This window comes from Nonomuraea sp. CA-141351 (assembly GCF_050944675.1).
In the GTDB taxonomy this organism is placed as follows: Bacteria; Actinomycetota; Actinomycetes; order Streptosporangiales; family Streptosporangiaceae; genus Nonomuraea.
In genome coordinates, this window is the sequence record NZ_CP191982.1 from 370631 (window position 1) to 391321 (window position 20691).

A 20691-nucleotide genomic window follows, 5' to 3' on the forward strand; every position below is an offset into this window, starting at 1 on the left:
AGACAGACGAGTGCGACGTACGTGATCCTGCCCAGGTCGAGGGCTAAGTTGAGGCCGTGGTCGAGCGGGAGGATCCAAGGGCTGCCGGTCCTGTGTTGGATCGCCGGCGTACGGCCCAGCCGACCAGCACGGCCAGCGCCGCCGCGGCGTAGAAAACGGTCGCGGGGCTGTCGCGCGCCATCGGGCCCGCGACATAGGCGACCCCGCCCGCCAGGGCCACCCCCAGCCACTCCCACCGGCCGTCCATCGCGGCCAGTGCGACGACCAGCAGCGCGTACCAGGAGTAGCCCGGCGTGAAGAGCAGCAGCAGCGACCCGCTGACGATGAGCGCGCCGTGCCACGGGCGTTCGGGCTCGCCGTACCGCAGGACGTAGAGAGCGACCAGGACGAGCAGCACGATCACGGCCCAGGGCGCCCAGGAGTCCGGCATCACCAGCCGTACGAGGGCGTAGCGGTTGCCGTCGGCAGGGCTCTCGTAGCGCTCCTCCTGCAGGTAGCCCGGCAGGTAACCCACGACGGACGCCTGTGAGACCAGCGCGTAGGGCAGGTAGGCGAGCGCCACGACCAGGGTGGCGGGCACAAGGATCTTGAGGAGGCGCCGCCAGTCCACCCCGTTCGCCAGGACTCCCGACAGCGCGCCGGGCAGCGTCGCGGCGGGCAGTAACTTGGCCGCCACGGCCGCGCCGAGCAGCGCCCCGCGGGCGCGTGCGGCGCGCATGGCGAGCACGACCAGCAGCACGGCGAGCATGTCGACGTGCGCGTTGTTCACGGCCTCGATGGGGACGGCGGGGCACCACGCCCAGTAGGTGGCCGTCCTGACGTTCCACCTGCACAGTGCGAGCAACGCGACGACGGCCATCACCCAGCCGCCGAGCTGCAGGACCTTGTGCCGGGAGCCGTCCGGCGAGAGCCAGTGAACCAGGAGGAAGTAGCCCTGGGCGACCGGCGGGTAGATGGTGGGCACGGTGGGGCGGTTGATCCTGGTGCACCCTCCGTCCGGGAGCGGCCACAGGCCGCGGGCCTCGCACCCGGAGGGGAAGAGCCAGGCGTCGCGCAGCCCGGCGAGCGCCGGGTCGGCCGGCGGATGGTCGTACGGGGAGATGCCGGCGGCCTGGACCCGGCCGTCCCAGGCGTACCGGAAGGAGTCGGTGCTGCTGCTCGGCGGCGCCGACAGCCCGGTCGTGACCATCACGATGCCGCCGACGACGACCAGCACGGCCAGCCGCCTGTCCGGCGCCTGCCGCGCCAGCCACACCGCCACGGCGAACAGCGCCCAGGCGAGCAGGTACCAGCCCAGACCGGGCGCCCCGGCCACCGTCCGCACCAGAACGAAGGCCAGGCCCACGAGCACGACGATGAGCTTCACGGCGGCAGCCTCACATCCCGGAGGCGGTTCGTGGCCGCTGGAGAGCCAGACGTTCGCACTCCATAAGAACCCTTACGAAGTGCGAACGTCGCTACAGACCGGCCGCGAGGCGGGGCTAACGTCGGCCAGGTGAGAGTGATGGTCACCGGCTCGGCCGGATTCATCGGTGGTCACGTGGTCGAGGCACTCGAGGCCGAGGGGCACGAGGTCGTCGGCCTCGACCTGCGCACCGGTGCCGACGTGCGCGACGTTGCGGTGCTGGATCGGCTGCTGCCGGGCGTGGACCTCGTGGTGCACCAGGCCGCCAAGGTCGGTCTCGGCGTGGACGTCTCCGACCTGCCGGACTACGCCTCGATCAACATGTACGGCACGGCCGTGCTGCTGGCGGCCATGGCGCGCCATCGGGTCGAGCGGCTGGTGCTGGCCTCCTCGATGGTGGTCTACGGCGAGGGCTCCTACGAGTGCCCCGGGCACGGCCGGGTGCGCCCGGGCCCGCGCACGAGACGGGACCTGGAGCGGGGCCGGTTCGACCCGGCCTGCCCTGACTGCGGCATACCGGTCCGCTGCGTCACCATCGCCGAGGACGCGCCGCTCGATCCGCGCAACGCCTACGCCACCAGCAAGCTCGCCCAGGAGCACCTGGCCGCCAACTGGGCAAGGGAGACCGGCGGCAGCGTCGTCGCACTCCGGTACCACAACGTCTACGGCCCGCGTATGCCCCGCGACACCCCCTACGCCGGAGTCGCCGCGATCTTCCGTTCCGAGCTGGAGGCGGGACGGCCGCCGAAGGTCTTCGAAGACGGCGGCCAGCTCCGCGACTTCGTGCACGTACGCGACGTCGCCCGGGCGAACCTGGCGGCCGCCCTCGCGCCCGCGCATCCCGGCGAGCCGCGCGCCTACAACATCGCCAGCGGCACCCCGCACACCGTCGGCGAGATGGCCGCCGCACTGGCCGCCGAGCGGGGCGGGCCGGCCCCGCGGATCACCGGCGGCTACCGGCTCGGGGACGTCCGCCACATCGTCGCCTCTCCCGAGCGGGCAGGCCGCGAGCTCGGCTTCCACGCCGAGATCGGGTTCGAGGCGGGCATGAAGGAGTTCGCGTGGTCATGACCGTCGAGGTGATCCTGCCCTGCCTGAACGAGGAGGCCGCGCTCGGCTGGGTGCTCGGTCGCATGCCCGAGGGCTACCGTGCCCTGGTGGTCGACAACGGTTCCACCGACCGCTCCGCCGAGGTCGCCCGCGACCTCGGCGCCCGTGTGGTGCACGAGCCGCGCCGCGGCTTCGGTGCCGCCTGCCATGCGGGGCTGCTGGCCGCGAGCGCGGAGGTGGTCTGCTTCATGGACGCCGACGCCTCCCTCGACCCCCGCCAGCTCCCGAGAGTCGCAGAACCCGTCATAGGCGGCCACGCCGACCTGGTGCTCGGCGCCCGCCGGCCGTGCGAGGCAGGCGCCTGGCCCTGGCACGCCCGGCTCGGCAACGCCGTCATCGCCCGCGGCCTGCGTCGCCGCACCGGGGCGCCGCTGCACGACCTCGGGCCCATGCGGGCCGCCGGACGGTCCCGGCTGCTGGCGCTCGGGCTGAACGACCGCCGGTTCGGCTACCCGCTCGAAATGGTGCTGCGCGCGGCCGCCTCCGGCTGGCGGATCGCGGAGGTGGAGGTGGACTACCTGCGTCGAGCGGGCCGTTCCAAGGTCACCGGCACCGTCCGGGGCACCCTGCGGGCCGCCTCCGACATGCGGCGGGTCATGGCCGAACACATGAGGTGACGCAGCCACAGGTAGGCGTGGACGGACGCGGGCGCCGGCCGTTCGCGCCTTGCTTGCTCAGGCGGCGCGGCGGCCCAGGCTGCGCAGTTGGTCGGCGGTCAGTGCGGAGACGTTCTGGTCGATGGGGGTTTCGGTGTACTGGTGGATGGTCCAGGACTTCCAGTCGGCGGGTGGGGTGATCGCTCCCTTGGCCTTGCTGTAGTGGGCGACCCACAGTGGGTACTCGGCCAGGCCCCTGCCGTAGGTGTTGGCGAAGTTCCAGCCGCTGTAGAACATCGGGGTGATCCCGGTCTTGTCCTTCACGTACGACAGCCACGTCTTGGCCCAGGCGTTGACCTCGGTGACGGACTTGCCGTCCGTGGTCTCCAGGTCAAGGACCAGCAGGTCGCCGGGCTTGGCGGGCTGGGAGTTCACCACGGACAGGAAGTGCTCGGCCTCCGCGACGGGGTCGTTGCCGGGGTGGCCGTAGTGGTAGGCCCCGCGCACGATCCCCTTCTTGCCCAGCTGGAGCCAGTGCCTGGCGAAGGAGGCGTCGCGGTAGCTCGTGCCTTCCGTGGCCTTGATGATGCCGAACTTGGCCGTGCTGGCGTTCCAGTCGTACTGGGGCTCGTAGTTGGAGATGTCCAGGCCGTAGGTGAGAGATCCGGTCTCGTGCTGAGCCGCGTGTTCCGGGCCGTTCTCCGTGGAGGATGCGAGCGCCATGCCGGCCACGCTGGCGACGGCGGCGGTCCCGGCGAGGATCGCACCGGCGACGACGAAGCTGAGGCGCTGGGTGAGGGGATCGAAGTGATGCTTGAGGGCGTGGGCGACTGTGGCAAGCCGAGGCTTGGGCATGACGGCATTGACTCCTTGCTTCCATGCCGCCTACCGGGTTAGCTGACGGGTTCGGGCCTGGAAGTGCCCTACGAGCGCAGCCTGGGCTGGCGTCCGATTCACCCCAAGAGGTGGGTCCCCGGCTCCGCTGGGCGCGGATTCGGCGGCCGAACGCTGTCCCCGGAGAGTTCTGAGGGCAGCGCACGGTCTGGTCAACGAAGCGGCAACGATGCGGCGAAAGTCGTCCCATCTATGCCTTGATTAGGCAAAAGATAGACATCTACCCATAGATAGTGCAAGTAGGGCAAAATGTGATTTCCGCATATCAGCCGCTGAATAGCGCTGAAGTGCCGTGCCTGTAAGGGTTTTCGGGCTCGGTAAAGTTTGAGGGCCGCCTCTTCCAGGCCCCGCTCAGGCGATGCGAAGACCTACGATTGTCAACATACGGGGGCGAATCACCCGTACGTTGCTATTGTGACTTGGCATCATTCCACGGGTAATCGGGACGCGAGTCGATGACGCTCGATCTCACCTTATTGAACGAGGCCGGTCCGGCGTTCCTGCGCGGCGCGCTCGGCGGATCGTGCCCACCGGCCCTGCTGCGGGCCTATCGCCGGGCGCTCCCGCGGCTTCTCGCTCTACCCGGCCCCGAACGGCTCGAGCACCTGCGCGCGACCGCCGCTGCCGAGGAACCGGAAGCCCTGACAGCATTCGATGCGGTAGATCCGGGGACATGGACTCTGGCATGGGAAACCGGCGAGCGGCCCACGGCCTTCCACGTGTGCACGGCCCGGCACGACGGCCCGGTCTGGGCGGTGGCGATGGGCGAGTTCGAGGGCCGCACGTTCGTGGCCAGTGGCGGCGAGGACCACGTGGTACGGCTTCGCGACGCGTTCGACCAGTCAGGGCCGGACCTGGAGGGCCATACGGCGAGTGTCCGTGCCCTGGCGTTCGGCGTGGTGGACGGCCGCCCGGTGCTGGCCGGCGGCGACCACGACGGCACGATCCGTACCTGGGACCCGCTCACCGGAGCGAGCGGGTTCACCCGTGACACGACCGGAGGCCACCCGACAGCCATGGCCTTCGTCGAGGCCGAGGGCGGGCGGATGCTGCTCGCCGTGGCGATCGGCTTCGACAACCGCGGCATCCCGGCCGAAGACGAGGACGGGCGCGTCGACCTGCTGGACCCGGCCACCGGCGAGCTCGTGCGAGAGCTGCGTGCGGAGGAGAGGGACGGGATACTCGACCTCGCGGTGGCGAAGCTGGGCGAGCGGACCGTACTCGCCTCTCTGAGCCCCTACGAGCTGTACGTGTGGGACGTCGCCACCGGCGAGCAGTTGGGGACCGCCGAACTGAGCGATGTCTGGGAGGACATGGAGCAGGACGGGTTCGCTCCGCCCCTGCTCGTGGGCGTAGGGAGTGGGCGGCCCGAAGTCGGCGTGGTGGTCCGGATCGAACACCCGCCGGGCTACACGGTGCAAAGCCGCAAGGTGGTCTACCTGAAACTGGAGAACCTCGGCGAAAGGACCCCCAGTCAGGGGTTCGACCGCGACCAGGGGCCGGTGACCATGACGACTCACGACGGGCGGAACGTGATGCTCGTGGCGAACCACACCGGAGCCGTCGGGGCGTGGGAACGGCCTGCCAAGGCCGTGATCTGGCACCCGGGCCACGAGACGGACGTCGACCTGGACGCCGACACCCGCCTGATCACGGCCGCCGCCTTCGGGCGCCTGGAGGAACGCCTCTGCCTGGCCACGGCCGGTCTCGACGGGACGGTGCAGGTCTGGGACGCGCAGACGCCTCACAGACACCGGCGGACCGGCTACGGCGGGTCGGGGCTGGCGGTGTTCACCACAGTGCAGGGCGCGCCCGCGCTGGCCGTCGGCACGCACAGTGACACCGTGCTCCTGGTGGACGCGGCGAGTGGAAAGAAGATCGGTTCGGTGGGTTGCCGTCAGAGCGGCCGCGGGCACGACTGCGACATCTCGCCTTACGACCACTGCTGCCGAGGACTGGCAGCCGGAAATGTGGCCGGTCGGCCGTACATCGCGAGCAGCGGCTGTGCCGCCTACGGCACCATGCTGTGGCAGCCGCTGAGCGAGATCCGTGGGATCACCAGGAAGGGAGATGCCAAGGACGGCCAGGTCACCTTCGGCGGCATGGATCACGCCTCACCCACCGCTCTCGCCTTCGGCGAGGCCGACGGCCGGGCGCTGCTCGCAGCCGGCGCCGACGTGTGGGACCCGGTCACGCAGGAGCGCGTGGCCAAGCTGCCCAGGTGGGGGTTCTCGCTGAGCGAGAGCGCCTTCGGCAAAGCCGGGGACCAGTCGGTGCTGGCCACACGGTGCGGCAGCAAGGTGGACCTCTGGAACCCGCTGACCGGCCGGCACATCCGGGCGCTCGGCGTGGACGACGCCGGCGAGGGTCTGGCCATGGGCCGGATCGCCGATCTTGACGTACTCGCCGTCGGCAGCGGGAGGTACGTGCACCTGTGGGACGCCACCACCGGGGAACGCCGGGAGTGGATTCCGCATACATCGACCGTCACCTGCCTGAGTCTGGTCGAGCACGGTGACCGGGTCCTGCTGGTGACTGGGACCGAGGACGGCACAGTGGGGCTGTGGGACGCCGCCTCCCAGCGCCGCCTCGCCATCCTTGGCGCGTTCGCCCGCCCGGTACGCTCCGTCGCCGCGGCGGCCATCCGCGGGAACCTGCACGTGTACGGCCAGTCTCACTACGGCCGCGTGCTCGCTTGGCACGTCGACGTACCGGGCTGATCGGGCCGGTCCGTCACGGGGAGCGGCGGAAGCTCGAGCGCCTTGGGCATACGGGGCTGACTCCGGGTGATATGGGCCGTCCGAACGTGTGAGAAGAACGCTGTGTATTTGCCTGCTCACCCAGTAGATTCGAGGTTCCTGGCGATCGGCGAGGGGAGAACGGGTGGTGCGCCACGGCATGACGGTCGGCGGGCGCTACCGCCAGGAGACCTGCCTCGTCAGCAGCCGCGCCACGGAGGTCTGGGTGGCCCGCGACCTGCGGCTGAACCGGGATGTCGTGCTCAAACGCATGCTCGTGGACAGCGCCGGCTTCAGCCGCTTACAGGCCGAGGCCCGCGCCCTGGCCGCCTTCAACCACCCGCATGTGGTCACCCTGTACGACGCCGTGCAGGACGAGGACGAGGCGGCGTCGTGGATGGTGATGGAGCACGTGCCCGGCGGCAGCCTCGACGAACACCCGCCCATGCCGCCGGAGCAGGCGGCTCGGCTCGGCGCGCAGATCGCCGGCGCGCTGGCCGCCCTGCACGCCAAGGGCATCGTGCATCTGGACGTCAAGCCGGGCAACATCATCCTTACCGACGACGGCGTGGCCAAGCTGGCCGACTTCGGCGCCGCGTACCGGGTCGGCGGCAGAGAGACGATCACACCCAACGGCGCCATCAGCTACACCGCCGACTACGCCTCACCCGAGGTGGTCCTGGGGCAGCCGGAGCCGGTCTCGGATGTGTTCTCTCTCGGCGCCACCCTGTATGCGCTGGTCGCCGGGCGCCCGCCGCGGCCGGGGGCGAGTGAGGAGGAGTCCGACACGTACGTCACGGCGTGGGAGGCCGCGCGTGGCGCCGTCGAGATGACGGCCGACGTCGGGCCGCTGGAGAGACTGCTGGCGGACATGCTGCAGCGTGAGCCGGTGAAGCGGCCGAGCGCCGTTGAGGTTCGGCGGCGGCTGGAGAAGATCGCGGGATCCGCGCCGCCCCGTCCCCGGCGGTGGCCGTTCATCGTGGCGGGCGCGGCGTTGGTCGTTGTCGTCGCCGCTTACGCGGTATACCGCACGCTGAGCGGGCCGCCGGGCGAAAGGAACCCGGACGCGCTCACGGCAAGCTCGGCCGGCACGGTTACTCCTTCGGTCAGCTCGTCGGCTTCCCTGATCGGTGACCCGCGCACCGCCGATCCGTGCGCCCTGACCGACCCCACCGCGCTCGGCCGGTTCGGCAGGACGGAGCTCGACGTCGACTACGGCAACTTCGACCGGTGCGACGTCATCGTGCTCCCGCCAACGGGCGGCGCCGTTGACGTCAAGGTGTGGTTCGACCGCGACCCGCCGCCCGAGCAGGCCCGGCCGGCCAGGACCGTGGGCCCGATCGAGGTCATCGACAACCCCGCCGGGAGCGAGGTGTGCTGGCGCACGCTCTTGCTGCCCGGCGTCGACGACACCGTCGTGAAGGTCGTCGTGGATATGGAGGAGGACGGCAAGGCCGACCTGTGCGCCATCGCCGACGCCGCTACCACCACTGCGGCCCAGGCACTCGCAGGCGGCCCGATCAAACGCCGCTCCACGCCACTGCCCGCCGCCTCCCTGGCCCAGAAGGACGCCTGCGCGCTGCTGCGCGGCAACGCCCTCGAGGTCGTCCCAGGCGTCGACGCCGCTGACCCCGACCTCGGGTTCGGCGGATGGCAGTGCTCGTGGGACAGCACCACCAGCGACACGTGGGTGGACCTGCGGTTCGACCGCGAGTCGCTGCGGAACACCGAGGACGACGGGACGCCCACGCGCGTCAACGGCTACCGGGCCTTCGTCACGCCGAAGGGCGAGGGCGGCGGGACCTGCCTGCTCCAGGTGGTCTACCGGTCGTACGCCGACCAGCGTGGCAAGACCGCGGTCGAGAAGGTACGCATCGTGGTCGGCGGCTCACGCCCCATGGACCGGCTGTGCCGGATGGCCACCGACCTCGCTCGCTCCGCCACCGCCCAGCTCCGCGGATCGTGACCTCCGGGACCGCGCATCCGACCACCACCAAAGGAGGCGAACCGTTGAGTGGCAGCCTCCCAAGCGGGACGACCGGTGCGTCGTTCACTGGACGTTCCGGCCCTGCGAACGGTCCCGGCTTCGGCCGGCGGCAGCGGGGCCGGACCTCGCCGTGAAGGCGGCTGCCACTTCCTCCTGGCGCTCGGCACACCACGCCAGCAATCGCTCCGTCGGGACGACCAGCTCGGCAGCGCCGTGGTTGCCCCGGTTGTAGTGGTGGTCCAACTGCCAGAAACTCGTCAGGCGTCTCCACCACAACCGGTCGAGAGCGTCCGCCACTTCCTCCGACCGCAGCGGTATGAGACTGCGGTAGCCGGCCGACGAACGCGCCGACGCGTTCCAGATCCAAGAGGCCTTCCTTGGAAGTGAACTGGACCATCGCCGTACGGGTGACTTCTTCAGCGAATGTCCGGACCTGGATGCGGTCCCAGTCCAGCACGGTTGCGATCTCTCCGTCGTGCCACAGAAGGTTGCGGTACTGCAGGTCGCCGTGTGTCCATCCGGCCGGCCCGGCGGGTGAGTCGCCGGCGGGCCGTCGCTCTCCGTACTCCTGGAGAAGGATCTTCCGCTGCTCCAGCAGCTCGGCCACAGTCACGTCGAACGGCTCCCGGACCTCAAGGGAGGAGATCAGCCGCAGGTAGCGATCCGCTTCGGCGATGGCGGCATCCTGGTCGGTGACCTTGGAACGCGGAGCGGCCGTCACCCGGGCCAGGCCGGATTCTGGTGGGAGGCCGTTCAGCCGGTGGTGGATGTGCCCGACCAGCCGGCCGAATCGCCTGGCCTGCTCCAGCGACAGCCCCGGACCCGGCAGGTGGGAGCCCTCGGCCCAGGGGAGGAGACAGTAGCCGCGGCCGGCCGCTTCCACGACGACGTCACCATCAATACTCATTTCGGGCACGCATGCGGGAATTCCGTCCGCGGCGAGCATGGCCTGAACGCGCAGGTTACGTCGTGCCGTGCCCAGCGGCACGTCCAGGATCTGCTTCAACGCGTACGTGCCGCGGCCAGTGCGTACATGCCAGTTACGGTTCATCATCCCGTCAGGGAGATACGTCAGATCCTCGGCGTTGAGCATGCCGAGGCCGAACGCCTGCTGAATGAGAGGGAGGTCCTCGGCGATGTCGGGGGTGATCCCGGGCGTCGTCGGTCACGTCGAGTAACGTACGCGACCGCCGTGAGAAGTATCCCGCGCTCGAGCCTGTCCAAGGATCTCGCCATGTCCAACCGTCGGACCGAGGGACTCGCAGGACAGCTTCAGGCATCGGAAGAAACCATCGAGTCGTTTCGTCTTGCCCTGTGCAAGACCATGCGTGCGATCCCAGGTACCTGATCGCTACGGGCGGGGCGACGGAGTCGGCGCGGGCCCGGCCCCGGGACCGGGGATGACGGTCACCTCGATCGTGTCGGAGCTGTACGCCCGGGAGCTCTCGACGATCCAGCCGTCCTTGATCCGATCGGCCGGCTCCCGGCAAGTGATCGTTAAGCGTTTTCCAACCACGGTCCCTTACGTTGCGGGCATGTCCAACGTCGGTTTAATCGAGATCATCTTCATGTTTCTCATCCCCCTGGCGGCTCTCTGGGTCGTCATCTACACCGCCGTACGGGCGGCGATCCGCCACAGCAGGTGACACCTCGGCCGACACGCGAAAGGGGCTTCTGACGTGCAGGGCCGCCCTGCCCGGCCCGCGCCTGGCCATTGGCTGGGCCGAACGGGACCGAACAGCCGTGCGCCGGCACCGATGTGATCCCCGGATGGGCGCTCCAGGTGGTGTTCCCGCAAGCCAAGCGGTGCTAAGTGGGGAGAGCTGCAGCCGTTTCTCCCACCTGTCAGCTGCCCGGGCGAAAAAAGGAATCTAGATTCCAGCGGTTGGACGCGGGGTCGCTCCGCCCTGACGCTACCGGGCGGGGGCCGCGGCCGACGCCCGGTAGCGTCAGGCGGACCGGCGGAGGCGAAGGGCGGGCCCGCCTTCGGCGGTGCCCCACTGTGGCTGCTCCCCCGGGCGGCCGCCGGGTCCCGCGTCATGCCCGCGGCGGATCACGTCGTCGAGGGCGGTACGGGCGTCCTGCAGTTCCTCGATGGCCCGGTCCAGGCGGTCGCGTTCGCCGCGCAGTCGTTCGACGACTCCCGAGCAGGTCGGGGCGGGCAGCGCATCCTCCCGTAGACACGAACTGACTTGGGCGATGGTGGCGGTGGACAGCCCGGCGGCCAGCAGCGTCCGGATCTTCAGCACGGTGCCGACGTCCGTCTCGGCATACTCGCGGTAGCCGTTCGGGGAGCGCTCGGGCGCCAGCAGCCCTTGCTTCTCGTAGTAGCGCAGTAGCTGCTCGTCGACGCCGGTGCGCCTGGACAGTTCCCCGATGCGCATGCGGACCATCTTCCCCCTTGACGTTGTAATCGGTTACAGACCCTACCTTTGCGATGAACCACCCGATCAATAGAACTGAAGGGAATTCATCACTATGTCGACACGGCGGGAAGTGCTTCTGGTGGGTTCGACCGGACTCCTCGGCAACCGGCTTGCGTCTGCCCTCCTGGATCGGGGAGCCACCGTGCGCGCCCTGGTGCGGCCCGGGGCCGCCGGGGAGAAGCAGCGCGTGCTCGACGATCTGCGGGCCAGGGGTGTACAGCTGGTCGAGGGCGATCTCACCGATCCCGTCGACCGGTTGGCCGCAGCAGTCGGCGAGGCGTCGGCGGTCGTTTCGGCTGTCCAGGGCGGACCCGAGGTGATCGTGGAGGGCCAGGCGAACCTGCTGAGGGCCGCGGAGCGGGCCGGGGCTGATCGGTTCGTCCCGTCGGACTTCGCCATCGACATCACCCGGCTCGACGACGGCGACAACTTCATGATCGATTGGCGGCGGCAGGCAGCGGCCCGGTTCGCCGGGTCCCCGCTGGGTGTGCTGTCGGTGCTCAACGGCGCCTTCATCGAGGTGATGGTGGGCTTCATGGGGCTGGTCGACTGGGACAGTGGGACCTTCTCGCACTGGGGCGACCTCGACCAGCCGCTGGATGTGACCACCGTTCAGGACACCGCCGACTACACCGCGGCCGCCGTCTTGGACCCCGCATTGGCGGACGGTGGGACGGTGCGGTTCGCCGGCGAGGTCCTCTCGATGCGCGGGTTCCACGAGGCGGTCGAGCGCGGCAGCGGCCGCAGGCTGCAACTGCGGACCCTGGGCACCGCTGACGATCTGCGGGCCGAGATCGAGCGCCGGGCTGCACAGAACCAGAACCCGTTCGACTATGTGGCCCTGCAGTACCAGTGGTGCATGGTGACCGGGAAGGCCAAGTTCGACGCCCTCGACAACGACCGCTACCCGGAGGTCAAGCCGACCACCGTCGAGCGGTTCGTGCGCGATGCCGACTCGGCGGCCTGATACCGCAGCCGATGTCCTGGCACTCCTGGGCGCCTTTGTTCTTGCCCGCGGACGCTGGCCGCCGGGAGTGACCGCAGCGTCAACATCTTGGTGAACGAGTCGACCATATAGCGAGCGGGGTTCATACCCCAGGCCGTGCCTTAAGGTGATCTAGATCCAATGCCGCTTAGTTAACGTGGTGGCGGCCGTGTCAAGCTCGTGAAGACGACAACGGAGCTCCTGCTAGAACGGTGTCGACCAAGATCACTGTTCGGCGGGAGCTCCGTTGGATGTCCAGTCTGTCATGCGTCGTGATGTTGTGGTGGCCGCAGGCGCGTTCGCGCCCGGCCATCTGGGTGAACTGACCCGGCTCATTCCGTTCGAAATGGTCGATGAGGCGCTGACACGCACCGGCAGGACGCAGGTGCGGGTGCGGGATCTGCCCTCGCGGGTGGTGGTGTATCTGCTGCTGGCCGGATGCTTGTTCCCCGAGTTGGGGTGGCGGCAGGTCTGGCAGCGGCTGACAGCCGGGCTGACCGGACTGAAGCTCGCCGTCCCGACCGCGGCTGCGCTGGTGCAGGCCCGCCGACGGGTGGGTGTCGAACCGGTGCGGTGGCTGTGGGAGCTGCTGCGTGGCCCGGCCGCGGGGATCGCCACCACAGGCGTGTGGTGGCGGGGACTGCGCATCTGCGCGATCGACGGCACCACCATGGCGGCGCCCGACACTGCGGCCAATCTGAGCAGGTTCACCAAGCATCGCTGCAACAACGGCGGCTCGGGCTATCCGCAGATCCGGCTGCTGGTACTGGTCTCCTGCGGCACCCGCGCCCTGCTGGACGCGGTGTTCGGCACGACCGCGCACGGAGAGACCACGTATGCACCGCGTCTGTTACGCAGCCTGCACGCGGGCATGATCGTGCTGCTGGACCGCAGCTTCGCCGACCAGTCCCTGATAGCGGCGATCGTGGCAACCGGTGCCCAGACACTGGTCCGTATCAAGAACAGCCGCCGGCTGCCCGTGCTGCGCCGCCTGGCCGACGGCTCCTACCGGTCGATGCTGGGCACCGTCGCGGTCCGCGTCATCGACTGCGAGATCACCATCGCCACCGCCACCGGCCGCCGCACCAGCCTGTACCGGCTGGTCACCACCCTGACCGATCATCGCACCCACCCCGCCGCCGAACTGGTCACGCTCTACCACGAGCGGTGGGAGATCGAAACAGCCTTCCTGGAGATCAAATCCACCATCCTCGGCGGTCGAGTGTTGCGCGCCCGCACTCCCGACGGCATCGACCAGGAGATCTACGCCCTGCTACTCACCTACCAACTCCTGCGCCTGGCGATGGCCGACGCCACCGGCACCCAGCCCGAGATCGACCCTGACCGGGCCAGCTTCACGACCGCCCTGCACACCGCCCGCGACCTCGTCATCCAAGCCACGGGCATCATCGCCGACACCGTCATCGACCTCGTTGGCACCATCGGCCGCCACGTTCTAGCCGACCTCATGCCCGCCCGGCGCATCCGGACCCGGCCACGCGTCGTCAAACGTGCGATCTCCAAATACAACGCCAAGGGTACCGTCGACCGGACCAGCTACAAGGCCACCATCAGCATCGACATCCTCATCACAGACCCTTGACCCACAGCCCGAACCCTTAACTTTCTGGCATTGGATCTAGATCCGAGACCGTCTCTGGCGTGATGCGCCGTCATGAGTTAACTGATGAGGAGTGGGAGAAGCTACGCGCGTGGGGATATCGACTGGCTGGTAGCGGTCGACTCCACCATCGTGCGCGCCCGTCAGCACGCGGCCGGCGCCCGAAAAAGGGGGCACCGGCCAGGAGAGCCACCGGATCACGCCCTCGGCCGATCCCGTGGTGCACTGACCAGCAAGATCCACCTGGCTTGCGACGGTGACGGGCGCCCGCTGGCGTTCTGCTTGACCAGCGGCAACGTCAACGACTGCACCCGCTTGGGGCAGGTCCTGGCCGGCATCCGCGTGCCCCGTCCGGCGGGCGAACGGCCACGCGCCCGTCCCGATCACGTGGTGGCCGACAAGGGCTACAGCTCACGGGCGATCCGCGCCTACCTGCGCCGCCGAGGGATCGCCCACACCATCCCCGAACGCAGCGACCAGATCGCCGGTCGCAAACGGCGCGGTAGCCGAGGCGGCCGCCCACCAGGCTTCGACCGCGGCATCCATAAACGTCGCAACGTCGTCGAGGTTTCCTCTCCCAGTGGGGGTGGCGGTCGCGGCCGACTCCGTGTGCGATGACGGGGTCGAGGAACGACGGGACAGCCATTGGCGGTGAGCTGGATCACGGTGCAGATGGCCACTGTGACCTGCGGAAACGCGCAGCCCGGGCCCGCAGCGGTAACTCAGCGCGATCGAGACTCGATCAGATCGCGGAGCTGCTGAGTCACAGGATCGTGCGGGCGAGCGGCGTGGGATATGTGCAGCCAGCCGTCGGCGTCGGTTCGGAGGAGATCGTCGCGGATGGATGGGTCGGCACCGCGTTCCAGAAGCAGGCGGATGACTTGGAGACGACCGCCCGGGATTGCCCAGTGCAGGCCGGTCCGCCCGAGGTAGGGCGCGACGTCGGGATGGACGCCGCGGTCGAGGAACCAGCGCACGACCTCGATCCGGCCGTGCTGGCAGGCATGGACGAACGCCTCTCCCACTATCTCCTCCGGATCATCGGTCGGCGGCAACCGGGAAGGAAAGCCCGCGCCGGTGTTGGCGAGGTCGGGGCGCGCCCATGCGGCGTCCGGCCGGAGCCTGCCGTCCGCGTCGAAAGAGGCCCGCACCAGATCCAGCCGGCCGCAGGCGGCATACGTCCAGAGCGCCTGCGGGACGATTCCGTGCCCGGCGAGCAGGTCGACGACCTCCGTGTTGTCGTGGTAAATGGCGTCCTCCAGCGGGGTGATGCCCCATTTCCGGATGCCGGGGTCGGCGCCGGCGTCGAGCAGCAGGCGCACGTATTCGACCCGGTTGAAGCGGGCAGCCCTCGTGAGCGGGAGATCCAGGTTGGTGGCCTTGCCGAGCAGGACATCGACTGCGGCGCGCGGCACGCCGAGCTCCTTATCGAGCCGGACACCGGGGATCGTCTCGGGGCCTGCGAGCATGTGCAGCAGGGTATCGGCCTGCTCGGCGGTCAGATGGGCCAGCCGATCGGTGTCGCCGGCCAGCAGGGCTTCGGCCTCGCGGCGCAGCTGCCGCCACTTCTGCCGACGTTCGTCGAGATCGCGCCGGGATTTCTCGGTGAACGACACGAGCTCCTGCCAGGTCGGGAAGCCTAGCTCCCGCGCGATGATCAGCAGTGCGTCGCGAAGCTCGGCGGTCGCGGCGGAGGTCGCGGTGGCGTGCCGGGGCACGTAGGCCCGCAACCGTTGCAGCGCGCCGGGATCGTCGCTGCGCAACTCGACGAGGAGGGTGTCGGCCATCGAGACGTAGATGCCCGGCCTGATTCCCATGAGACGGGAGACCGGCCGTTCTTCGGTGGTGCTGCGGCTTTCGACGTGGGCGCGGAACTCGGTCCAGGTCCGGAATCCGTGTTCCTGAGCGAGCACGAACTGGGCGTCGCTGAGCAGGAACCGCTCGGCGGCCCGCTCGCCCAGCACGTCGGCAACCCGGGCTTCGGCTGCCGCATCGCCCGCCGCGTACGCGTGAAGCAGGTGCTTGGCCTGCTTGCGGTAGTACTCCAGGTTCGGATGGGCCGGCAGCTCGAAATGACGATCGGACATCGCGACCTCCTTCGTCGCCGAGGTCCGCTTGCCCGGCCGGAAAGAGGTGGGTCTTGTCCAGTGCGTTGACGTGCTGCTCGAGGTGGGAAAATCCCTGCCCGCGGACTGGCAGCGCCCTCGCACGCTCCTTTCAGATTAGTGATCGGCTCTGTGTGGAGGCAACCGTTAGGAAGCGTCGAAGAGTCTTCCGGGGGTCCGGCGGTTATCTGGGGTCGTCAAACGAACTTGCGGGTCAGCCGCAGCAGACCCCGCACAACTGAAGGCGAGGTGGCCGGGTCCGCCGCGCCGGTCGACCGTCGAGAGGTCCATCAGCGCCGTACCGACTTCCCCCGCGATTGAGGTGGGGATGTGAAGCGGGCGATGGTGTGGTGGCAGCCCGCCCGATCGCCGTCCTGGCAAGATAGCGACATGGAACGTGTGTTTGGAATCGGTGGATACTTCATGCGGGCCGCCGACCCGGTGGCCCTGGGCGCGTGGTATCGCGATTGCCTAGGCCTGGACGCCGATGACAACGGCCTGTGGCGTCAGGAAGCCGGGCCGACGGTGTTCGCGACGTTTGAGTCCGAGACCGATTACTTCGGGTCCCGCGCCCAGCACGTAATGATCAACTTCCGGGTCCGCGACCTGGAGGCGATGCTCGCGCAACTGCGCGCCAAGGGAGCGGACGTGGCTGCAGAGACGCAGGACATGGAGGGTGTCGGTCGATTCGGCTGGGTCACCGATCCCGAGGGAAATCGGATCGAGCTGTGGCAGCCCGCCTGACCGTTCCACCTAGGCCCCACCTTCGACGAGGGCGCCGTCCAGCTGTTGCAGGACCCCGGGTCGCCGGTACGGAAACCGGCCCGGATCCAGTGCTTGACGTTGTCGTCCCGGACGTATCCCAGGACCTTGTTCCAGTCCTCGGTGGTCCTGCCCTTGATCGGCCAGACGCTCTGTAAGAAGGCGCCGCCCAGACATTCGACCTGCAGGTAAATGCGTCGGGACTGCTCCTGGTGCCCGGCTTTGCTGCCGGCCCTGAGGTCTCGCAATATCACGCCTCGGAATCCCGGCTCCCTTCTTCCTCGGAACCGCAATGTACGCAGACTGCTAAGGGGGATCTCCCTTTCAGGCGCCGGCGCCGCCATCCACCGGCACGATCGCGCCGGTCACCATCGATGCCCGGTCGCTGAGCAGCCACGCGGCCACCTCGGCGATTTCGTGGGGCTCGGCCATCCGTCCGAGCGGGATCGATGCCGTCACTTGCTCGACGATGCCGGGGGTCGCCGCCTCCCATGCGTCGATCATCTCCGTGGCGGTGCCGCCGGGGGTGATGCCGTTCACCCGGATGCCATCACGGGCCCAGCTCACCGCGGCGGTCTCGGTGATGCTGTTGAGCGCGCGCTTCATGGCGCCGTATGCGGGGAGGGCGGGGTTCGCGCGGCGGCTGCCGATGCTCGAGGTGTTGACGATCGCCCCGCCACCGTTCCGTCGCATGAGTGCGGCCTCAGCCGTCATGGCGGCCCAGTGCGCCCGGAAGTTCACGGCGAACTGCTGCTCGACGTCCTCGTCGCTCGTGGTGTCGAGGGGGCCGGGCTGCTGGCCCACCCCGCCGTTGTTGAACGCGCCGTCGAGCCGCCCGTGCAGCTCCTCGACGCGGTCGACCGCCGCACGGATGCTCGCACGGTCGGCGAGGTCCAAGGTGACGGCGTCGGCGACGCCTCCGTCGGCGCGGACCTCGGTGACGATCCGCTGCAGGGCGTCGGTGCTGCGGGCGGCGAGCACGACGGCGGCACCCTCGGAGGCGAAGAGCCGGGCCGCGGCCGCCCCGATGCCGCGGCTGGCGCCGGTGATGAACACAACCTTGCCGGTGAGCAGGCCGATGGGTGCGATGTCGATGTTGTTCGTCATGACGACAGTGTCAGGCCGGCCACCAGGCCGGATGCAGGCACAGGCGGTACCAGGATCCATCGCCGCGCAGCGTGCACACTTGGGATATGGACAAACAGGAACTCGGGGCGTTCCTCCGCACCCGTCGCGAGCGGCTCCGGCCGCAGGACGTCGGCCTCCCCTCGGGCCCGCGACGCCGGACACCGGGACTTCGCCGTGAGGAGGTCGCGGTCCTCGCACACATCTCCACGGAGTACTACGTCCGTCTCGAGCAGGGCAGGGCGCCGCGACCGTCGGGCGAGGTCCTCGCCGGGATCGCAGGCGCACTGCGGCTCACGGACGCCGAGTCCGACCACCTCCACGTCCTCGCGGGTACTGCGCCGATCCGTACCGGACTGCACCGGCGCGACGTCCGCCCGAGCATCCTCACGCTCCTCGAGCGGCTGCCGCAGACGGCCGCTTTCGTGATCTCCGCCACGTTCGAGGTCCTCGCGTGGAACGACCTCGCGGCCGCGCTCATGGAGGACTTCGCCGAGCTCGCCCCGCGGGACCGCAATCTCGCGCGCTGGGCTTTCCTCGGGCCGGCGCGCGCCGACGCGACGCTGTACGGAATCTCCGACGCCGCGGAGTTCCGGCACCAGGTCGTCATGCAGCTGCGATCCACCCTCGCCCGATACCCGTCCGACCCCGCGGTGACCGAACTCGTCGACGAACTCCGCGACGCCAGCCCCGAGTTCGCCCGGCTTTGGGAGCGGCACGACGTGCAGGCCGCGCCGACGCTCACGAAGACTTTCCGTCACCCCGTCGTCGGGGAGATCACCGTCGACTGCGACTCGCTCTCACTCACGGACCGCGACCAGCACCTCGTCCTCTACAGTGCGCCGCCAGGATCACCTGGCGCCGAAGCCCTGGCTCTTCTGAACGTCCTTGGCTCCGAGGCCAGTGGTTATCTGCGGTAGCGTCGCAGCCGGCCACGGCGGACACCCTCGCCGGCAGGGCCCTTGCGGGGACTCGGTGATTGTCACGCAGTTTGTCACTCGCTGGGACCTCGAGGCGGGTGCTTCACGCGCCTTCTCGGGATGTTGCTCCCATCACAGCGGCTGCAACATGTTTTCCGTGTTGCAGCCGCTCGTTTGCGCGTAGCGTTTCAGGAAGGCGGGCGGAGCGCCGTCACCGGGCTCATGTTCTTCAGGTCTTTGCTTAAGCCTCCCCGGTACGGACTGCCAGATCATCGATCTGGAACGCGGGCCCGGCGGTGCTCGCGTTCCAGACAAAGGTGCCCGTAGGTGTCGTGCCGCTTGATCCCCACCCCGGCCAGATGTTCGCCGGTCTCGGGATCCGTGGCCACCAGGACGTCTCCGCCGAAGGGCAGCAGCCAGTCCGGTACGCCGGGGGCGTCCGCGGCCATCCAGGTGCCGTCGTCGGGGAAGGGCTCGGGGCGGGTGGTCCACCGGTAGACGGCGGTGAACCAGCCGCGCTCGGGGAAGCCCACCAGGGCGGGAATCTGCGGCCCCAGCACGGCGAGGTCCTTGTCCTCGGCGTACTGCTCGGCCACGGCCGTGACGGCGTGCGGCGGGACCGACAACACGCCTGCCTCGGGGCTGGACATCCCGATCGCAGGATGGATCTTGCCGTCCCAGCCGGGATGACCTCGCTCGTCCGCTCCGATGATGTCCAGCTCGGTCACGGCGGGCCAGCCGCCGAGCCAGTGGGACAAATGGTCAATGAGCAGTCGCTCCATGCCTTCCCCACTATACGGTAGGGGGGTATAGTACATTGGGTGTCTTGAGGAGGACATATGCGACGTCTCGTCCCGCTTGAGCCCGCTGGCGCCCCGGCCAAGTCCAAGGAACTGCTGAATGACATCCTCGACAGGAGAGGCAGCGTGGGGGAGATGATCGCCACCATGGCGCACTCGCCGGCGCTGCTTGAGGGCTACCTGAACTTCTCGCGTGCCATGAAGCGGGTCAAGCTGCCCCGTGCCCTCAGCGAGAAGGTCTCGCTCGCCGTCCAGGAGTGGATCGGATGTGGCACCTGCCTGCAGGCGCACGTCGAGGCGGGGCGCGCGGCCGGGCTCAGCGAGGCCGACATCGTGCTGGCCCGGCAGGGCACGTCCACCGACGTCAGGGAGGCGGCCCTGATCGCCGTGGCCATACGGGTGCTGGCGGAGCCGTCATCCATCACCGATGCGGATGTCGCCGACCTCCGGGCGCATGGCTGGAGTGACCGCATCATCGCGGAGATCGTCGGCGTGGTCACCCTCAACCTGCTGACCGGAGCCTTCAACCTCCTGGCCGGCCTGCAACCAGTGAACTGAGCGGTGGCACGATGCCCTGCGTTCACCCCCTGCGGAATCGCCGTAACGCCGTGTGGCCCGTGGCACGTCTCCCGCGTGGCTCATCGGCTGTCGTCGGAGCACAACCGTACGACGGCGTCGGCGAGCTGTTCCGCGCTACCGCACGGCGCCCCCGCGATGGCGTTGATCCGGATGCTGGAGGAGGAGGCGTGGTCCTGTGCTGCCGTGCCGGTCAGCTCTGCCACCGCGGTCTGCGCGACGACGCTCGTCGCCAGATTGACGATGTGGCCGTCGCCCGTGCGCCGCATCGCGGCGAGCTGGTAGGTCATCGCCACGAGCAGCTCACGTGCCCGAAGATGATTGACGGCGATGTCGAGCCGGCCGAACGCACCGAGCGTCTGCTCGACGAGCCGCCGCATCGAGGCTCGGCTGGTGACGTCCGCCGGGACGGCCACTGCTTGGCCTCCCGCCGCGACGATGCCCGCGGTCAGCGCCGTCAGGGCGGGGTCGGGGCGGGACGCGATGACCACGCCGGCGCCGGCCCGGCTCAGCGCGTACGCCACGGCGGCGCTGACCCCGATGTCGGACCCGACGACGATGGCGGTGCGACCGCTCAACGCTGTTCGCGTCACGTTGATCTCGTCCTTGTCTGCGCGGCTGTAGGGTGTTCGACGGTAGGA

General features: G+C 69.3%; 17 protein-coding genes, 2 pseudogenes and 1 riboswitch. Of the genes and pseudogenes, 11 read left to right on the top strand and 8 right to left on the bottom strand.

Annotated elements, in window-relative coordinates; all coding sequences use genetic code 11:
- Positions 1-43 precede the first annotated feature (43 nt).
- Positions 44-1366 (bottom strand): glycosyltransferase 87 family protein, encoded by a 1323-nt coding sequence (locus ACQPWU_RS01895; protein WP_433436490.1) that lies wholly within the window; start codon positions 1364-1366, stop codon positions 44-46.
- Between the two features lie 138 nt (positions 1367-1504).
- Between ACQPWU_RS01895 and ACQPWU_RS01900 the strand changes: the two genes are divergently transcribed.
- Positions 1505-2476 (top strand): NAD-dependent epimerase/dehydratase family protein, encoded by a 972-nt coding sequence (locus ACQPWU_RS01900; RefSeq protein WP_433445138.1) that lies wholly within the window; start codon positions 1505-1507, stop codon positions 2474-2476.
- The gene (locus ACQPWU_RS01905; RefSeq protein ID WP_433436492.1) at positions 2473-3132 is read left to right on the top strand and encodes a glycosyltransferase family 2 protein; all 660 of its coding nucleotides are present in this window, start codon (positions 2473-2475) and stop codon (positions 3130-3132) included. Before ACQPWU_RS01900 ends, ACQPWU_RS01905 begins: the two co-directional genes overlap by 4 nt.
- Before the next feature lie 57 nt (positions 3133-3189).
- On the opposite strand, the gene ACQPWU_RS01910 is transcribed toward ACQPWU_RS01905, so the two are convergent.
- Positions 3190-3966 (bottom strand): glycoside hydrolase family 25 protein, encoded by a 777-nt coding sequence (locus ACQPWU_RS01910; RefSeq protein WP_433436494.1) that lies wholly within the window; start codon positions 3964-3966, stop codon positions 3190-3192.
- 12 nt (positions 3967-3978) lie between these two features.
- Positions 3979-4121: riboswitch (cyclic di-AMP (ydaO/yuaA leader) on the bottom strand.
- A 339-nt stretch (positions 4122-4460) separates the two neighbouring features.
- Between ACQPWU_RS01910 and ACQPWU_RS01915 the strand changes: the two genes are divergently transcribed.
- Entirely contained in the window at positions 4461-6725 is a 2265-nt protein-coding gene (locus tag ACQPWU_RS01915; RefSeq protein ID WP_433436496.1) for a WD40 repeat domain-containing protein, read from the top strand.
- Positions 6726-6888: 163 nt separating this feature from the next.
- Positions 6889-8709, top strand: coding sequence for a serine/threonine-protein kinase (locus tag ACQPWU_RS01920; RefSeq protein WP_433436498.1), 1821 nt, complete (start codon positions 6889-6891; stop codon positions 8707-8709).
- A gap of 427 nt (positions 8710-9136) precedes the next feature.
- Here ACQPWU_RS01920 and ACQPWU_RS01925 read toward each other — a convergent pair.
- Positions 9137-9823, bottom strand: a pseudogene (locus tag ACQPWU_RS01925) (phosphotransferase); the annotation flags it as partial.
- A 307-nt stretch (positions 9824-10130) separates the two neighbouring features.
- Here ACQPWU_RS01925 and ACQPWU_RS01930 point away from each other — a divergent pair.
- Positions 10131-10376: a hypothetical protein gene (locus ACQPWU_RS01930; RefSeq protein WP_433436500.1), complete on the top strand. Its 246-nt coding sequence runs from the start codon at positions 10131-10133 to the stop codon at positions 10374-10376.
- 303 nt (positions 10377-10679) lie between these two features.
- Here ACQPWU_RS01930 and ACQPWU_RS01935 read toward each other — a convergent pair whose 3' ends face one another.
- Positions 10680-11114 carry a MerR family transcriptional regulator gene (locus tag ACQPWU_RS01935; RefSeq protein ID WP_433436502.1) on the bottom strand — a complete coding sequence of 145 codons (435 nt, stop codon included), beginning with the start codon at positions 11112-11114 and terminating at the stop codon, positions 10680-10682.
- A gap of 94 nt (positions 11115-11208) precedes the next feature.
- Between ACQPWU_RS01935 and ACQPWU_RS01940 the strand changes: the two genes are divergently transcribed.
- The 3 genes and pseudogenes from ACQPWU_RS01940 to ACQPWU_RS01950 all read left to right on the top strand — a co-directional run.
- Entirely contained in the window at positions 11209-12123 is a 915-nt protein-coding gene (locus tag ACQPWU_RS01940; protein ID WP_433436504.1) for an NmrA family NAD(P)-binding protein, read from the top strand.
- A gap of 283 nt (positions 12124-12406) precedes the next feature.
- Positions 12407-13744 carry an IS4 family transposase gene (locus ACQPWU_RS01945; protein ID WP_433433055.1) on the top strand — a complete coding sequence of 446 codons (1338 nt, stop codon included), beginning with the start codon at positions 12407-12409 and terminating at the stop codon, positions 13742-13744.
- A 99-nt stretch (positions 13745-13843) separates the two neighbouring features.
- Positions 13844-14329, top strand: a pseudogene (locus tag ACQPWU_RS01950) (IS5 family transposase); the annotation flags it as partial.
- A 155-nt stretch (positions 14330-14484) separates the two neighbouring features.
- Here the strand turns inward: ACQPWU_RS01950 and ACQPWU_RS01955 are convergent.
- On the bottom strand, positions 14485-15849 hold the full coding sequence (locus tag ACQPWU_RS01955) for an ankyrin repeat domain-containing protein (protein WP_433436506.1): 1365 nt from the start codon (positions 15847-15849) through the stop codon (positions 14485-14487).
- A 348-nt stretch (positions 15850-16197) separates the two neighbouring features.
- Between ACQPWU_RS01955 and ACQPWU_RS01960 the strand changes: the two genes are divergently transcribed.
- Positions 16198-16611, top strand: coding sequence for a VOC family protein (locus ACQPWU_RS01960; protein WP_433436508.1), 414 nt, complete (start codon positions 16198-16200; stop codon positions 16609-16611).
- Positions 16612-16953: 342 nt separating this feature from the next.
- On the opposite strand, the gene ACQPWU_RS01965 is transcribed toward ACQPWU_RS01960, so the two are convergent.
- Positions 16954-17736: an SDR family NAD(P)-dependent oxidoreductase gene (locus tag ACQPWU_RS01965; RefSeq protein ID WP_433436510.1), complete on the bottom strand. Its 783-nt coding sequence runs from the start codon at positions 17734-17736 to the stop codon at positions 16954-16956.
- Positions 17737-17822: 86 nt separating this feature from the next.
- On the opposite strand from ACQPWU_RS01965, the gene ACQPWU_RS01970 reads away from it, so the two are divergent.
- Entirely contained in the window at positions 17823-18674 is an 852-nt protein-coding gene (locus ACQPWU_RS01970; RefSeq protein WP_433436512.1) for a helix-turn-helix transcriptional regulator, read from the top strand.
- Positions 18675-18943: 269 nt separating this feature from the next.
- Here ACQPWU_RS01970 and ACQPWU_RS01975 read toward each other — a convergent pair whose 3' ends face one another.
- Positions 18944-19456, bottom strand: coding sequence for a hypothetical protein (locus tag ACQPWU_RS01975; protein ID WP_433436514.1), 513 nt, complete (start codon positions 19454-19456; stop codon positions 18944-18946).
- Positions 19457-19513: 57 nt separating this feature from the next.
- On the opposite strand from ACQPWU_RS01975, the gene ACQPWU_RS01980 reads away from it, so the two are divergent.
- Positions 19514-20032, top strand: a complete 519-nt coding sequence (locus ACQPWU_RS01980; protein ID WP_433436516.1) for a carboxymuconolactone decarboxylase family protein — start codon at positions 19514-19516, stop codon at positions 20030-20032.
- An 80-nt stretch (positions 20033-20112) separates the two neighbouring features.
- Here ACQPWU_RS01980 and ACQPWU_RS01985 read toward each other — a convergent pair whose 3' ends face one another.
- Positions 20113-20643 (bottom strand): SDR family NAD(P)-dependent oxidoreductase, encoded by a 531-nt coding sequence (locus ACQPWU_RS01985; RefSeq protein WP_433436518.1) that lies wholly within the window; start codon positions 20641-20643, stop codon positions 20113-20115.
- Between the last annotated feature and the right edge of the window lie 48 nt (positions 20644-20691).